This is a genomic window from Haloferax sp. DFSO52 (assembly GCF_048158745.1).
Lineage (GTDB): Archaea > Halobacteriota > Halobacteria > Halobacteriales > Haloferacaceae > Haloferax.
This window is the reverse complement of record NZ_JBLOPB010000002.1, coordinates 306151-324321: the sequence shown is the minus strand read 5'-3', so window position 1 is coordinate 324321 and position 18171 is coordinate 306151. Positions and strand designations below refer to the sequence as shown.

At 55.9% G+C, this 18171-nt stretch carries 3 protein-coding genes; all 3 read left to right on the top strand.

Annotation, left to right across the window (positions count from 1 at the left end; all coding sequences use genetic code 11):
* The first annotated feature begins 438 nt into the window (after positions 1-438).
* The 3 genes from ACK3SC_RS11160 (at position 439) to ACK3SC_RS11150 (ending at position 17982) form a co-directional block, all read left to right on the top strand.
* Positions 439-6876 (top strand): toxin TcdB middle/N-terminal domain-containing protein, encoded by a 6438-nt coding sequence (locus ACK3SC_RS11160; protein ID WP_416841215.1) that lies wholly within the window; start codon positions 439-441, stop codon positions 6874-6876.
* Between the two features lie 753 nt (positions 6877-7629).
* Entirely contained in the window at positions 7630-10083 is a 2454-nt protein-coding gene (locus ACK3SC_RS11155) for a hypothetical protein (protein ID WP_416840251.1), read from the top strand.
* Positions 10084-17982, top strand: a complete 7899-nt coding sequence (locus tag ACK3SC_RS11150) for a neuraminidase-like domain-containing protein (protein ID WP_416840250.1) — start codon at positions 10084-10086, stop codon at positions 17980-17982. It abuts the gene before it with no gap.
* Positions 17983-18171: the final 189 nt, after the last annotated feature.

The following is an 18171-nucleotide window of genomic DNA, read 5'->3' as shown; positions in this document are numbered from 1 at the left end:
GCACTCGAGTTCGGTTACACCGCTTTCGACCCCACAGGCCGGGATCTGATTCCGGTCGAAGGAGACATCCCTGGTCGCTCACTCGGCAGTCCTGAGCTCGAACTCGCAGACCTGTTCGGGAACGGTTTGCCTGACATCGTCGAGATCGATGGCACCGTCCGCTATTGGCGGAATCTGGGCAACGGACGATTCGCTCAGCCGAAGTCGATGCGGCGGTCACCGGCTGGACTTCGGCTTGCCGACCCAGGCATCCAGTTACTCGACGCAAACGGAGACGGTCGGATTGACCTCCTGAGTACGGTGAACGGGTTGGCAGGCTACTTCCCGCTCGGATTCGACGGCGAGTGGGATCGCCTTTCGTTCCAGCGCTACGACGTCGCGCCGAGCGTCAACCTACAGGATCCGAGCGTCAGGCTAGTCGACCTGACCGGTGACGGTGTGACTGACGCCGTACAATCGGGTGACAACGGCCCCATCTGTTACTTTAACGACCCCGAGGAGGAATGGAACGATGCGAAGCGAGGAACCGGACCATCGGTCGACTTTGCGGACGAGCGGGTCCGACTGGCCGACCTCTCCGGTGATGGTCTACAAGATATCGCAGTCGTCTACGACGGTGACCTCGAATACTGGCCTAGTCTCGGTCACGGCAACTGGGGGCCGAAGGTTCGCATGCGGAACGCGCCACGGTTCCCGTACGGGTACGACCCGCGGCGTATCCTTCTCGGTGACGTCGACGGTGACGGGCTCGCTGACTGCGTGTACGTCGACGACGAGCGCGTGCTGCTGTGGCTCAACCAGTCGGGCGAGCGCTGGAGCGACCGAATCGCAATCGACGGCACGCCGGGCGTAGGTGATATGGACGCTATTCGACTGGTCGACCTCTTGGGAACGGGTGTTCCGGGAATCCTCTACAGTGCCGACCGACTAGGTACGCGAAACCGTGCGTTCTTCCTCGATTTTACCGGGGGTGTGAAACCGTACCTCCTCGACGAGATTGACAACAACATGGGGGCGACCACTCGTGTGGGATACGAGCCCTCGATACGGTTCTATCTCGAAGACCAGAAACGCCCGGAGACTCGCTGGCAGACGCCACTCCCATTCCCCGTCCATGTAGTCTCGCGTGTCGAAGCGATCGACGTCTTCTCCGAAGGGAAGCTCACCACCGAGTATCGATACCACCACGGCTACTGGGACGGCGTCGAACGCGAGTTCCGCGGGTTCGGGATGGTCGAGCAGTTCGACACCGAGCGGTTCGAAGCGTACAACCAGCCTGGTCTCCACGGTGAGGTGGTCGAATTTACTCGCGTCGGTGTCATCGCCGATGGTGGCGAAGCCGCTATCTCGGGGGTGCAGTTTTCGGAGCCGACGGTGACGAAACACTGGTTCCACCAGGGGGCGGTCAGCGACCCTGCTGGCGGGTGGACCGAGTCCGATTACAAGCACGAGTACTGGGCCGGCGACGAGCAAGCGCTCTCTCGACCCGACTCGATGCTCGAGGCAATCGACGGGTCGGCTGATCGGCGAGACGCACTCCGAGCACTCCGGGGCCGGACACTGCGGACGGAACTCTATGCGCTCGACGGTTCGGAGCGCGAAGATCGGCCGTATACGGTGACCGAACAGCTCCACGGAGTGACCGAAGTGAGTATCGAGAACGACAACCCAGATCGCAAGCCGATATTCTTCGCGTACTCGCTCGGCCAGCGGACCACCCAGTGGGAACGCGGCGACGACCCCATGACGCAGTTCACCTTCACAGCTGAGTTCGTCGAGTCCGACGCCGAGGTCGGCGGCTACGATCGGTACGGTCTCCCCCGCTGGCAGATGTCTGTCGCCGTCCCGCGTGGTGCTGATTATCGTGAGCCGCTGCCTGAGGATACTGACCTATACCTCGGGACCGCGACGGTCACCGAGTACGCCCGTGACGGAAACGCTGAGCGCGAGGACGTGTACATCGTCGACCGCGCGGCAAGCGCTACGACGTACGATATCTCGGGGCGGGCGGACAGCGTATTCGCGCTTCGGGATGTTGTCGAGCGGCACGTTCAGAGCCGGGCGTTAGACCCCTCACGAATCGTCGCGCACAGCGTCAATTTCTACGACGGAGATTCGGGGGCAACTGGGGGACGCCCCCGTGATGCATTCACAGGACTACCGTGCGGTGAAATCGACCAGTACGGCGTACCCGTTCGAACTGAGACACTCGTTCTTACTGACGAAATCGTGCGCGAGGTATACGACGATGGGACTGTATTCCCACCGTCGCTTCAGGTGACTGGGACGCCCGACTGGAGCGAGTACCCAGACAAGTACCGCGAGCTACTTCCGGGACAGGGGACCGAAGACGCAACCCGACCGGGACTGCACGTCGTCCCCGCGGGCTACGGGTACGCCGATGGTGAGGAATCTGGCTTCGAACGAGGCTACTACACGAGCGAGCGACGACGATACGACTTCCAACTTCCCAACGGTGTGAGTGAGCGTGCGTACGGACACGTCATCGAGCAGTGCGCTCCAACCGCGTTTTTCGGGACTGGCTCGTTATCCATAGAGGAGTGGGAGTCGCTGACTGCTCGAATCACGCACGACGAAACCTACGCACTTCTGCCAGTCGCAGTTCGGGACCCAGTTGGACTCACAACGACGGCGACCTACGATTTCAGGACGTTCCAGCCTCGGCAGGTCACCGACCCGAATGGCAATCGGACGGCCGTCTCGTATAACCCCCTCGGATTGCCGATGGGAATTGTAGTCATGGGGAAAGAAGGCGAGCCTGTCGGAGACACGTTCGAACAACCGGGAACTCGATTCGAGTACGATTTGCTCGCATTCGAGGAAACCCCGCCGGACGAGCCACAACCGGTGGCCGTGCATACGATCAAACGCGAAGAGCACGAGCAGGCTCGGTTAGGGAGGATTCGCGAGGAGAACGAACGCCGGATCGATGCGGGAGAGCCACCGCTAACTGATCGAGAAATTGATGAAGAATTCCCCCAGACGACGATCGAGTCCCGGGAGTACTCCGATGGATTCGGTCGATTGCTCCAGACCCGAACGCAGGCGGAAGAGGTCATCTTCGGCGACGAAACGTTCGGTACGCTCGACCTCCTCATCGAGCAGGCGGTGTTAGTACCGCGCAGCACTACAGATATTAACGATTTGGAGGACCTCTCCCATCGACGAGTTGTAGTTCCGGAGGGGACTCTCAGCGAAGAGTTCGCTCGGACCAAACTGTCGAACGTCTCGATCGAGACGACCTCGAACTACGTTCAAGCGGTCAATCAAGTCCTTAGTTCGGTGGCCGATGCAGCGATTTTGGACGAGCCTGTCGCGAGAGCCTTCGAGGCAACTACACGAGGAGAGATAGCCTTCGCAACTGGGCGAGGTGAGCTTCGCGGAGTCCACAGTGACAACCGTGTCACCGTAAGTGGGTGGCAGACCTACGATAACAAGGGCCAGACCGTCGAGAAGTACGAACCGTTCTTCGCCGAAGGGTGGGAGTATCTCCCCCGTACCGAGGCGCCGCCGGAGGTGTTCGGTGTGAAGACGACTGTCGAGTACGACCCACGTGGACAGGCTGTCCGAACTATCAATCCGGATGGTTCGGAGCAGAGAGTAATCATCGGGGAGCCATCGGAATTGTCGATACCCAATCGGCTCAACGCAACTCCCTGGAAATCGTATACCTACGACTCGAACGACAACGCCGGCCGCACCCATCCAGACGAATCCAGTGAGTACGAATCACACTGGAACACCCCCGCGAGCGTTCTCGTCGACTCACTGGGACGGCAAGTCGAGGCCACAGTGCGTAACGTTAGGCGAGGAAACCTCGAAGAGTACACCACGTCCTCGACGTACGACATCCGAGGAAACCTGCTCACGGTGACTGTCACCGAGGAATTCATAGAACGTGAGCCGCCTTCTACAGGATTCGAGGAGAGACGTCGCGAAGAGTTCTGGTACAGCTACGACCTCGCGAACAGTGCGCTCCGCACCGAAAACGTCGACGCTGGAATGCGCCGCAGCGTTTTCGATTCTGCTGGCAACGAAGTAGAACGACGGGACGAGAAAGGTGCGCTCTTACTGCAGGGCTACGATGCTCTGCACCGCCCCACCCACATGTGGGCGCGAGACGGGGACATTCCTGACGAGCCGGTATCCCTTCGCGAGTATATCCAGTATGGAAATGGATCTGAAATCGGGCTGTCGACATCCGAGGTTCGGGATGCGAACCTTCTAGGTCGCATTTACCGACACTACGACGAAGCAGGCCGGCTCACACTGGATGCGTACGATTTCAAAGGGAACGTAGAGGAGAAGGTTAGGCAGGTGTTCGCGGACGAGGTCCTCATCTCCGTGTTTGACGGGTCCAGCCACCCCTTCCGTGTGGACTGGCACCCGCCAAGCGGATCGACCCTGGAGGACCACGCCCGTACGCTTCTGAACGAATCCTCATACCGAGTTTCGACAGTCTACGACGCACTGAACCGTGGAAAGGAAATCCGCTATCCGGAGGACGTCGGGAAGAGGGACTCGAATGGTGTCCTTATCGTGCTGCCCGAGCGCAAGGGGCTCCATCTCGAGTACAACCGAGGTGGCGCGCTCGAACAAGTCGAACTCGTGAGTCCAGAGGGCGTAGAGACCGAAGGAACGTACGTTGAACGAATCGCGTACAACGCCAAAGGACAGCGCACGCTCATCGCCTACGGTAACGATATCGTTACTCGGTACGCGTACGATCCGCGGACGTTCCGACTCACACGCCTCCGTACCGAATCCTTCACCATGTCAGGGTCGACGGATGTGGGCTACGATCCAACGGGGACACCACTCCAGGACTTTAGTTACGCCTACGACCTCGCCGGGAACATCACGGCCATTCGAGACCGCACTCCCACGAGTGGCATCCCGGATACACGTCTCGGTAGGGACGCGCTCGACCGGACATTCACCTACGACCCGCTCTATCGTCTGACCTCTGCGACGGGTAGAGAATGCGACCAGCCACACTCTCCGGACCCCTGGGACGGCAGCCCACGCTGCAACGATCCGACCCTCGTCCGGAGCTACACTCGGAGCTATGAATACGACCCACTCGGCAATATGGAAGAACTCCGGCACCGAGCAATGAACGGTAACTTCACGCGTTCGTTCCCGCTCGACCCCGGCACAAACCAACTGAACGCGCTCGAGATTGGCAACGGTACCACGCGCCGTATCGAGTACAACTACGACGACAACGGAAATCTAACCCAGGAAGCTGCCTCGCGTCACTTCGAGTGGGACCACAGCGACCGGATGAAGGCCTTCTATGGTCAAATACGCGGGTCTGATCCGGCGAAGCACGCACATTACTTCTACGATGCAGGGGGCGAGCGGGTGTTGAAACTCGTCCGAAATCGGAGTGGGCAGTTCGACGTGCGAGTGTATATCGACGGCATCTTCGAGCATTATCGTTGGAACCAGAGTGGGTCGAATACGGGTGAGAATAACCAACTGCACATCGCTGATGACCAACAGCGTATTGCCCTCGTGCGCCAGGGCTCAGATGAGGCTGGCGAGAACATTCCAGAAGTGCAGTACCATCTTAGTGACCATCTCGGGAGCAGTAACGTAGTCTTGAGCGGTGATGGCAGCTGGGTTAATCGCGAAGAGCAAACGTCGTATGGTGAGACTAGTTTCGGTAGTTTTGCCAGGAAACGATATCGGTATGCTGGGAAAGAGTCCGATGAGGAGAGTGGGTTGCATTACCACACTGCCCGATATTATTCGCCGTGGGTTTCACGATGGATAAATTGCGATCCTGCTGAACGTGTAGATGGGAATAATCTTTACCGATTTAATCAAAATAACCCGATACGGTTCGTTGACAAGAGTGGGACGCAATCGGCTGAAAGCCAAGCATCACCGAATGGTCAAGGAATAAACCCTATACCCGTGAACCAGCTACCAAGAGATGAAGAAGGGAACGAAGTAAATCTTCAACCAGGTCAGATATTTTCTGCTGGACCTTCTGGAAGTGGACAATCATTCCGATTATACCGAAATGTTGGCGGATTTGTTAATGATATACCTGAAGGTGGGGGCGTATTCATCTATGATCCAAGTAGTTCCAGATCGTGGGATGAAGCACAGGCTGCCTCGCGACTGAGAAATACAGTAAGTGGTCTTGTGAACGGTACGGTAGCTGCTCTTAGGGGTAACGATGCTAACCCGGGGGGGTCACCTAGTGGTGGATCCAGCAGTTCTGAAGGGGAAAATCCAGAAGGCTCACCTACTGGGATTGCTGGCAGCGCAGGTGCCGATCCAGAGGGTGGTGTAGATGCAACTGAAATGGACGCTGCCATTGCCCTGGCTGGGATTTTAGAATTCTCACCTGGGTCTGAAGATGGAAGTTCAGGTGGCGTTCCCGGTGGGGGGAGCCCGGAAGCTAGTGGAAGCCCCGCAATGCAGGCACTTTATCTCGCTTATTCTTCCGTTGCAATGGTTCTGACGGGCTTCACAAAAGGGGGGTTAAGAAGGACAAAGTTCCAGGGGTTCTGGCGCCGCGTTTTTGGGCCTGCCGCGATGAGAAATCACCATTTAATACCACGGGCCCTTTTAAGAAGAAATAAAATATTCAGGAGACGTATGAATCAATTGGTAAGGAATCCGAGGAGATATATCGATCAGAGAATAGCCCGGATTTCGAATAGAGAGCACATAGACATTCATAGGGCTGGTTGGAATGATGATTGGGAGGCCTGGGTTGAGGCGAATCCAAACTTCACTTTATCAGAATTAAACGCATTTATAAAGGAGATGATGAGAAACTACAATGTTCCAAGAAATAGCAGAAATTGGGTAAGGTCGTATGGCCGGAGATAGACAATCCGATAGCCACCCTGGTTTATAATTTAGGAACCACCCGAGAATTGGGTAAAGTAAAAAGGTTCCGATCAAATCCGGACAGTTCTTGAGAAGGACGGACTCTTCAGGCGACAGTGGTTTGTCAACAGTGACGCTCAAACTGTCGCTGAGGAGGTGCGTGACGAGTAGGACGACGCCAGACTCGCCCCCGTCCCGGTCCTCTCGCCGACCGTGTGGAAGCGGCCAACACTGGCCAGCAAGTAGCCAACCATCTGGCTGTCTAGCGTATTCCAACACGTCTATACGGACTGTCGAGGAGATACCGGTCGATTCGTTGGTCGAATTAGTCATCCCAGACCCCCTCATCCGAATGATTGAACAAGGAGTATCGGAAGAAACAGGCACCACCCTGAACTCTTTTGACGGACGTACTAGTTTATGTCCATTGAAAAACATTATAAATTGATAGAGGTCGTAGTTCTCTGTCGGCAAAGAATTTGAGACCCTGATGCCAAAACGAAGCCAGTTCAGTAACCGACCGGGTGCAGGCGCGTTCATACAAGTACGCACGATGCGATGGCAATTGATTGCCCCATCCACCAAAGTCGACAGTCTCGCTCATTTTGGCAGTACGGAACCCAAGAAATCAGGACACATAGCTGGAGGACCCTCGTATGTTCACTCTGGTTCGAGGGTGGTCCGCGGTATGACCTCCCTAGAGTTAGCCCAATAGCATCCGCTCAGACCTCCACGGTCAGGAAAACACACACAATGCCAGCATACAATCTCTGGATTCGAGACCACGGTGGAGACACAGGACTTGCGGACGTTCTTGAACAATACCTCCCCAATCTCGGGTACAGCAGAGTCCGAAAACTCGTCGAAGAGCGGGCAGTCTTCGACCATCAGTGGTTTGCGGACGAGGATACACGAGGAGCCGCAGAGGAGCTATGCGAGGAGTACGACGACGCACGAATCGCGCTCGTCCCCGTCATCGAACTCTCCGGCCGGGTCGAATCGGCCGATACTGGTGAGCCCATCGCTGGCCACCTGATCGTATCTGCAGACTCCGGGAACGTATCGAGGAGCGTTGCCGAAATTACAGTCGATGCCACCGGTGAATTCGCAATTTCAGATATACTCACGCAACTCATCGAGCAGAGAGTCATTGGTTATCGTCAACCGAGACCACCACACCTTTCCTTCGAGTTCTCGCGTTCAAACGAGGCCGTCGAACTCGAGTACGACCCGATCGACCTCGTACAAGTTTTCGACTGGGATTCACACTTTTTCTGGGATGGCGACAATTTGGAGAACCCGACGACTGAGAATATCACCGTTGTTCTCGCGGCAGCAGTTGAAACAGAGAGGAACGAAACTCAAGAGCGATACCAACTCAGTATCAATCCCGTTGCAGAGGGGATTGAGCAAGTAAGTGCTGTACTGCGGCGTATGGCCGTTTCTGAAGCGCGAATAGACAGTCTCCTGAGTTCAGGTGGTGTAATTCGCGAATCGCTCAACCATAACGAGGGAGAACGATGGCGAGACGAACTGATGCAAGGTGGTGCAGAAGCGACACTGACTCGAATCGAGTCTGAGGAGAACGAGCGCTTCGTCGTCTCCGGCATCGCCCTCGACGAAAACGGAGAACGTCTCTCCGATGTCACAGTCCGAGCATACGACCTTGATCTTCGGGGCGAAGAGCTGTTAGGCGAAGAACGACCCAACGAAGAGGGAGAGTTCGAGATTTCGTACACACCGGCGCAGTTCGCTCGTGCAGAGAAGGACCGAGCGGATCTCGTGTTCCGGGTCCTCGACAGGACAGGGAGAGAGCTCACACTTGCAGGTAACCCGGACGGAGATAACGAGCGGGTAATCTACAATGCCGATGAGGAGGTGGAAGTTGAGCTTACTGTCCTCGAAGCGGTGAGTGCCGAAGAAACCGAACGCTCAGAGTACGAACGACTCGTCGAAGAACTCGGACCCGTCGTGGTCGGTGTCGACTATGCGGATTTCAGTCGAAAGGACGTCGAGTTCCTCAGTCACGAGACCGACATCGACCCGAACCGTATTCACGCGCTCCGAGTGAGTGCGCTCGTCGAGCAGGAGACCACCATTTCGAAGGTACTCATTTACGGATTGATACGTGTCGACGACGATGGCTCGTTCAACATCAGAGGGCTCGAAATCATACCTTTCGAAGAAACTGACGATTTGGTCGGTGTCGTCGACGAGGCAGTCACAGCACTTGGAGAACTCGAACTCCAGGAGTTCGAGAGAGGCGTCGAGACAGCCATTGATGCAGGTTTCATTCCAGAGGGCGTGCTCGAAGGAGATGAGGAACTAAGTCAACAGTTCAGGCGTGGACGAACCGAGGCCCGAATCTCTGAGCGAGGGGAACTCCGAGGAACCCTCCGGAACGCGGAAACCGGGGCAGTACTCGTTGGGTACACAGTCACCCTGACACCGATTGCTTATCTCAACAGACCGACAGAGTTGCTCCTTGGGACACACGACTTGTTCGATGATTCGCCCGAATCTGTTGAAACAACGGTCGACCAGAACGGCCAAGTCACTGTCCAGTATGCGCTCTTATCCAACACCGACTCGGTTCAAGAAGTCGGACTGAGCGTCCGAACACCGACAGGAGACATACTCGAAGAGGAGGCTGTTGCTATCGATTTTGCCGAAAGTCCGACCTTCGACGTCGAACTCTCGATTCCCAAACCGGGGGCAGTTGGTCTCGAAACAACCGAACTCCGTGCTGCCACCGAACAATCGGGGTTGGCCCCGGATGAAATCGATCGGTTTGAAGAGATTACGGGATATCTACGCGACGAATTCGAGATCGAAGACCTCGTTAGCATTCGTGCAGCCGGCGGCGTAGCGGCGGTGTTCGACGAAGCTGATGATCCACCTGTCCCTCCAGAGCATCCACTCGTGCAGGTATTAGACGCACACGCAGACCTCAGTGTCCTCTCAGCCGACCTCTCACGTAACGCAATCCTGATTGAGCGAAACTTCCTGAGTCCACTGAATATTGCGGAGACATCACCAACCGTGTTCCTTGAGGCAATGGTCGACGATGACGGCTTCGAGCAGATGGAAGCGCTCCGACTCCATTACGCGGCACGGGCGCAGAAACGGGTGTTCGACAATATCCTCGCTGGCCGTCTGGCTGATCGCGCTAACAACCTCGCTGTGGGATATGAGGAGGTGAGCTAGATGCCGGGTCCGCGTGTCGACACCAAATCGTGTACCTGCAAAGAGTGCGATTCAGCAGTGAGCCCTCGCGCGTACCTCGCTGAACTGCTCGATTTCATCAACCAGCGAGTCGTGGTGGTAGAGGGAGGTACGGAACGGGCACTCTCGATAAATGAACTCGACGGGCTGTTTCATCAACGTATCAGCGAGCTTCCAGCGTCCTGCAAGACGACCGAACAGGTACTTCGCCAAGTCCGACTGTGCATCGAGGTACTACGGCGTGAACTCCGAGGGACTACGCCATCTGCTGCACTGACTGCTGCCGAGGAAGCATATCGCCATGATGCATACGCCGCACTACTCGAACGACTTGGAACAACAGAGGACGAACTCCGGGAAGTTCGCAATGACGAGGCCGAACGGGAAGTGCTTGCCAAGAATCTTGGTATTGATGAGAATCACTTCTACTCATCCGATCTGTCTGAAGCCCTCGGACTACTGCTCGACCGAGACATGGTCACTGAAGCGAACCTTGAGCAACTGTTCGGCCTCGTGGACACTACCCGAGCAGTCCGAAACGAAGAACTCGAACAGTTAGAGCCGAGTCTGTTCGAAACCTGGCAGCGCGAGTATAGGCATGCACGATGGCACGAGGAGGACATGCCGACGACCCCATATGATCCTGATCGTGACCCTTCCGACGGTGACCGACGAGCCGTCATCGACCCCGACATCGTCGGACCAGACGATATGCGAGACACGTCCTCGTCATCTGCTGTTTTCCAACTCTGGGTGCATCGACGGGAATGGGTTGACGAACATCTCAGGGAACTTCGTAGGATGGTGTCAGAGGAGGTGTCGGTCGACGACCTGCTTGCACATCTTCGAACACCGGTAAGGTATCCGTTGGTGGATGAGTCCACCGTCGAATCGAGACAACCGTGGTCCGCTCCTCTCTCGGCAGAGGTAGACAGGCTCACGAGCGAATTATCTGCTGGCGACGATGCCATCCTTGAGGGTGCGCTTGAGCGCCTCGATGCAGATTGGAAGCTCACCGAAGAGGAATTCCGTTACATCGTGACCTTATTGGAAACCGAAGCAGCACACACACGGGATCCACGGAACGACGCTGTCACCACTGCACAGTTAGACGAACTATGTTCACTGCTCGTTGAGATTCTCAAGCGGACGATGGAAACTATATGGGTCGACGAAGAGGACAATACGTCGACTCCAGTCTATCCAGAAGGAGGACGGGACACTCTCACGCTCGATCCACGCCTGTTTTGGCCCTCACTTCGCGAACCGGAACAGGGCAACTGGCCTCTCCTGCGCAACCCTGATATTCCAATCGTGGATCCGGATGACGTCGCGCTCGAAGAGATTCCCGAGTTCGAAGGGAGCGACGAGATCATCCCGGACGAATGTGAAAACGAACTATCAGGTGATGGTGGTCCACCAATTTCAAATGAGCAGTTGCACACGATGGCGACTGACCTCTCGACTGCCAGGACGACTGCTCGGCTCTGGTGTGCCCGGAAAGTCCAACTCGAACGTGCGCTCGCCGGCATCGAGGCGGTGTACCGGGAAGCATCCGCTGGCGAAGCGTTCGACGTCATCCTCACAGTAGCGTTCGGTGATGGAGCACCACCAAGGGACATCGAGCCTACGGTTGCTGCAGCCTCTTGGGAAGATCTTCTAGTAGGATGGAAAGAGAATATCGACCAAGAGTCACCGGACGATTCCGACTCAGTGCGTCGGGCACGAGAAGCACGCGAGGGGATTGAAGACCTACTCCAGAGTTCTGTCGAGGAGTTCGAACGTCTGGTGTCCTTCAGAGCACGGGCAGATCCCACAGAGGGCCGCTCGCAACCGTCGGAGGCCGAATGGGAGACGCTGTTCGACACGCTCCTCGTGAAGCACAAACAGCTGTGGCTATGGCCGGACTGGCTCGCGAGTGAGGATACGATCCCCTACTGGAGGCTCCGAAAGGCACAGCTACCCAAGTGGCGCGCGAGTGCCACACGTCGCTCCGGCTGGCAGCGGGCATTGGAAATGCGTAGCAGACCGCCAATCGTCGATCCTGACCGGGTGGGCCGGGAGGAATTTTTCGAACCGTTGTCACCTCCTGGCTCGGGCACGCCGACAGAGATTAACCCGGGGCTCGTGCTTTGGGACGTGCGGAATCCGCTAAGTGGTCGTATTGCCGATCTTAAGGCAGATCTCCTAGCCACCGTCGACGATACGGTCCCGCCAGGTGCCACTCCTGCAGAGCGACTGGATGTATTCGTTCAACTCGCAGTGGGCATACCTCTGGACGAACTCGGGCGCTTAGAAGAGCGTCGCCAGTCGGGATTCGACGTGCGACCGCGCCTCGGTCAACTCAGTCTCTCGCGCCGAGCGTTCCACGCACTGCTCGAGTATCGCAAGGCGGTAGAACGTGGCGAAGACCTCTCCGAAGACTGGGACGCAGTATACAATATCGGGACGCAAGTGCTGAAGACACGGTTATTCACCGTCTGGAACGACGAAGAGCGTCAAAGTCAGGAGTTCTTCCTCGGCCCACCGTGGTTCACGGTCGACGAGAACGTGACGATATATCCCCATCAGGAAGACGATCCAATGTGGTGGCGGATCGACCGCTCGGTCCGCCGTAACTGGGAGAACATCCTCGAATCACGCATCGAAGAGGAAGAGGCGGCAGTCGAAGCGCTCCGGGAGGTGGTGAATGCAGTGGAGGAGGAGACGCTCCCATCTCTCCGCGACGCCCTCGTTCAGGCACTCCCCATCCCGACTGACGAACTTGATCCGGTTCCTGAGGGCGATAACGGACTCGGCGCTCGTGCGGAGTGGGTCACCGACCACTTCTTGATTGATGCGGCTGAAAGTGGTTGCCGGGAAACGACACGGGTCGCACAGGCGATCGAGAGCCTCCAGACGCTGGTCTTTAACGTCCGTGCGGGTGAGTCGATGTTTGCTCGTAACGGCCTCAAACTCGATATCAGGAATTCTGGATTCGATAAATCAAGTCTGAGACAAGAACCCTCGTTCGAACGAGCCTGGGAATGGCTCAGATCTTATCCAACGTGGAAATCAGCGGTCGCTATGCATCTCTACACAGAGAATTTCCTCCATCCGACACTACGTAGCGAACAGACCCCTGCATTTAAGGAGTTGGTCAATACGGTTGGGGCCGGGAGGAGCCTTTCAGCGAAGGCCGCCTGCCACGCCGCACAGTCATACTCTAACTACCTCTACGACGTTGGGATACTGCATCCTGAAGCGACGTGCTGGGCGACGGCACCCGTAGTTGAGGGGGAAGCGTGTGAGCGGAGGATTGTGGACGAACGCGAGTATTTGTACATTTTCGCGCGCGCAAGTCTCTCAGATTCCAATTTAGACTCTAGAATCTACTGGTCGAGATATCGTACCGCAATGGATCAGACCTACTGGCAAGTGATTCCCGCCTTAGAGAATATGTACCAGATAATTGGGGCCGCTCCGTACAATGGGAATATATATGTATTCGCACGAAGTGAACCGGATTCGGGCTCAGTCGTGTATTTGATATATAATATTTATTCTGATACGTGGGGGAGTCCCGAGGAGCTGGAGTTGCCTAACAGTGCGCAATATTCCGTCGCGTTGATTCAAAAAGACCGAGGTATACCGGAATTGGCCCTTGTTCCAACGACAACAACGACAGGGGACCACGGGTTACCCGTTTCCAACTTAATTCGAGCAGAGATCGACACCGAAGGTGGTGGATGGACACACAGTGGTTGGGGAGATATTACCTTCGACAAGCAGATGGGACCCTTCGTCTTCGGTGACCAGGTTTATCGAGCAGTCGAGATGAATGACGGGGTCTGTTTAATCACTCGCTTCTCGGACCAGAAGCTCCAAACGCTCAAAAACTACTGGGAATCCTCAAGAGGTTGGTATATCGAACATTTCGACCCAGACGAAGATCCCGATTCGGTGGATGTATTGAGTAATCCGTTGGACCAACTTGAACTCGATGGGGTGAACGGTAATATTACGGCGGAGTTCATGCCGAACAATCAATCTTCAATCCTCACACATGTTGCTTTCCGCGACGAGGAGATACACGAATACGAGGGTATATTCTATCCACGGTACAGTAAGCCTGTTTCAATTCTTGAAGACGAAGACGGGTTCTTCGGAGCATTCGGTTATAGCGGGTCACAAAGCGTCTACGCCTTCAACAGGAACGGATACACTGAAATTCGGCGTGAGAATTCAGAAAGTGAACAATTTCCCGAACACGAATACAACTACCTTGCGACACCAACTCAGTACTCGTATACGACATGGACCCGTCCAAACGGCAGAATGGGAGTCCACAGTGGGGGGTATACCAGTAGACCGTCGAGAAACTACCTGCCAATCAAAGCGATTCGAATCGACCGCTCCCGCCTAGAGGAGTATACGTGGACTGTAAACCTCTGGCAATATATTCGACTCGCTGATGGTAATCTCGAATTCACACCACCTATCAGCGTGTCCCCACGGTTCGCTGGTTCGGACGCAACGAGTATACCAGAGTCCTTCTCCGATGAATACCTTGACGAGAGAAGAACCCTCATCCGAGAAGCGTTCCAGACGAACTCTGGTAGATCAATCGACTATGTCAAAGAAGCGTACTATTTCGTACCGGTGTTTCTTGCACTTCGCCTACAACGAAGTGGCGAGTATGAGGCGGCTCTTCGTTGGTTCCGAACGGTCTACGACTACGGTGCCGACCCCACCAAACGGAAAATGTATTACGGTCTTGTCGACGAGGAGGATAGCTCTGCCCTACTCACCCGCGACGAAACTTGGTTAGAAGATCCGAGGGACGTCCATGGAATCGCGGCCACGCGGCAACACGCCTACACGCGATACACACTCCTTTCGGTAATCGGGTGTCTGCTCGACTATGCTGACAGTAGATTCACCCAAGACACGTCCGAATCAACTGCACAGGCACGAACCCTCTATATGACCGCCCTTAACCTGCTGGAGGCGCCCGAATTGAAACAGATTCCCGATCCCTGCAGAAGATACTCGATCAGGATTTATCCAGGGGTATTCGGTGGTCTCACCCCTGTAAACTGGGACTCCGAGTGGTTCTCTGGAGGCGGTGACCAATTAGGACCGAAAAGAGAACTCGTTCTCGAAACGCCGGTGCTGAAAATTGGTGAGAGATGGGCCACTATTGCCGAGATCAACGGTGTGGACACTGACGTATTATCGGAAGAGGAGGCTGCAGGAGAGGTCCACCGATTCCTTGACGAAGCAGCCCCCACTCTTTCAGCTACAGCCAAGAGAGTAGAACAAATAGATGGTCTGAAAAACCGAAAATCGGCTATACAGACGATCGAAGAGAGCCTGCTCGGTGATACCAACATACAGCTCACCGAACGCGTGCAGACGAGTCACGAAACCGCAACCCATGCGGTTGCTGACGCCGAGTCGCAAACGGTCGGAGATGTTGTGGGCGAACTTTCGGACCGTGCAAGCAATGAGTTCCGGTCCCTGACCGTGGATCCAGAAGTCGTTAGCCAGCTTACGGTTGCCAAAGCGGTTGCCGACCAGAGATTCGACCAGCAGGTGAAGTTAACTGGCTTCGGTCTGGAGTCTGATGGTGGATTGCTGCTGGATGGTGGAGACGATAGAACACTCATTTCCGATCTCTATCGTAACGATGAGTCTGAGTTCCGTGCATACATAGGGTTTTGTCTTCCACCGAATCCAATTCTCGCAGCGTTCAGACTCAGGGCGGCGCTTAATCTCTACAAACTGCGTAATTGCATGAATATCGCCGGAATGCGCCGTGAGATGGAGCCGTATGCGGCCCCGCTTGATATCGAGAGTAGTTTACCCACCCTTGGACCAAACGGGCAGTTACGAGTCCCCACTAGAACCTCACCCCAACCATCGCAGTACCGATATTCGGCACTGGTCGCTCGGTCGAAAGAGCTCGTCGGACTGGCCCAGCAGGTTGAGTCCAATCTCCTAGCGGCGCTCGTGGCTCATGATCAAGAGGCCTACTCTCGGCGAAAAGCACGCCAAGACATGCAGACGGCGCGTGCAAACATGAAATTACAAACGTTCCGGGTCAAGGAAGCCGAGGAAGGTGTCGATCTCGCTGATATTCAGGAGGAACGCGCCGATGCGCAATTCGACTACTATGAAATGCTAGTTCAAGAAAACTGGCTTGACGAAGAGACGCTGGCGTTAATGTTCTTGTACGGATCCGCTGGTTCTCATCTTCTTGCTTCGGCAGCAAACTTCTATACAGGTTCAGCCGCTGGCGGACTTTCGGAAATTGCCGCTTCTCTATCTGGACTCTCGTCGTACTTTTCGATGCTGTCCCAGTACCGCCGACGCGATCAAGAATGGGAAAACCAGCTCAAACTCACCCGGATCGACCAACGGATCGCCGGTCAGCAGACTCGGATTGCAGAAGCACACGTCCGTGTCGTGGAGCAGGAACAAGACATTTCTAAGCTCCAGTACGAGCACGCCGACGAGATCGTTGAGTTCCTCAACACCAAGTTCACCAACGTCGAACTGTACGACTGGATGGCCGGTGTCCTCGGAGACGTTTATCGGTATCTCCTCCAGCAGGCGACGGCAAACGCTCACCTCGCGGTGAGCCAGCTAGCCTTCGAGCGACAAGAAGCGCCGCTCACGGTCATTCAAGACGATTACTGGGAGGCTCCACAGGAGGGACAGATACAAACGCTCGACGGAGAGGGTACCGACCGCCGCGGACTCACCGGGTCGGCACGATTGCTTCAGGATCTCTATCGGCTGGACCAGCACGCTTTCGAGACCGACGAGCGCAATCTCCAACTCACGAAGACGTTCTCATTGGCTACCCAGTACCCCTACGAGTTCCAGCGGTTCCGCGAGACGGGCGTGCTCACCTTCGACACCCCGATGGAAGCGTTCGACCGTGACTTCCCAGGGCACTACCTGCGCCTCATCAAGCGGGTTCGCACGTCGGTACTCGCACTTGTTCCACCGACCGAGGGTATCAAGGCGACGCTCTCGAATGGTGGGGTCTCCCGAGTTGTGACTCAGGGGCCACCGTTCCAGGAGCGGGTGATCAGACGGACGCCTGAGTCAGTCGCGCTCACGTCGGCACGAGACGCCACGGGGCTCTTCGAGTTGCAACCGAACCCTGACCCAGACAAACTGCTCCCATTCGAGGGGACTGGCGTGGACACGCGCTGGGAATTACGGATGCCCAAGGCCGCCAATCAGTTCGACTACGATTCGATCGCGAACGTGCTCGTGACCGTCGAATACACTGCGCTCGATAGTGCAGAATACCGGCAGCAGGTCTTCGCAGACCTTGATCCAGATGTCTCATTCGACAGAGCGTTCAGTCTCCGCCGCGAGTTCGCTGACCAGTGGTTCGATCTCCACAATTCAGATTCTGAGTCCTCGGAGGTGACCGTCTCCTTCCGGACTGATCGCGAAGACTTCTCGCCGAACTTAGATAACCTCCGTATGGACGGACTGCTACTGTACACGGTCGCTGCAGAGACCGACGAGGAGTACGAAGACGAACTCACAGCAGAGGCCATCGACGATCTTCGTATGACACTCTCGTACGTAGAAGCCGGAGAGACCCAGACCGTAGGTGGAACGGCCACTCCTAGAGACGGGGTAGTCAGTACCGGACGGGTTGTCGGAGGCGTTGCTAATGCGCCCGACTGGAGCGTAATGACCCGGAACAAGTCACCTGTCGGAGAGTGGATGCTCTCGCTGACGATTCCATCCGATTCGCCGTTGGATGTGCATTCGTTGTTCGCAGACGAACGGATCGACGATATCCTATTTGTCGTCTCGTTCAGCGGCCGGACGCCGGCGTGGCCAAACGATTTCTCTGACAGGATCTGAGAGAAGAGTTGGTGTGGTCCCACCGATTGCTAATCGCTGACGCCAAAACTTTGTGCAAACCTCTCGAGAGTGAGTCAGAAAAGAGTGCCATTGTGGTGGGTTCTCACTATATAAATCCAGATACAGTGGGGGAATCAAATCTTCAAAACGGGAGGAACGTCAGTAATTGAGGGCGACTCCCACACGGTA

Bases quoted from the DNA above. Each gene is read 5' to 3' on its own strand.
- ACK3SC_RS11155 (WP_416840251.1), top strand. From the start codon at position 7,630: ATGCCAGCATACAATCTCTGGATTCGAGACCACGGTGGAGACACAGGA.
- ACK3SC_RS11150 (WP_416840250.1), top strand. From the start codon at position 10,084: ATGCCGGGTCCGCGTGTCGACACCAAATCGTGTACCTGCAAAGAGTGC.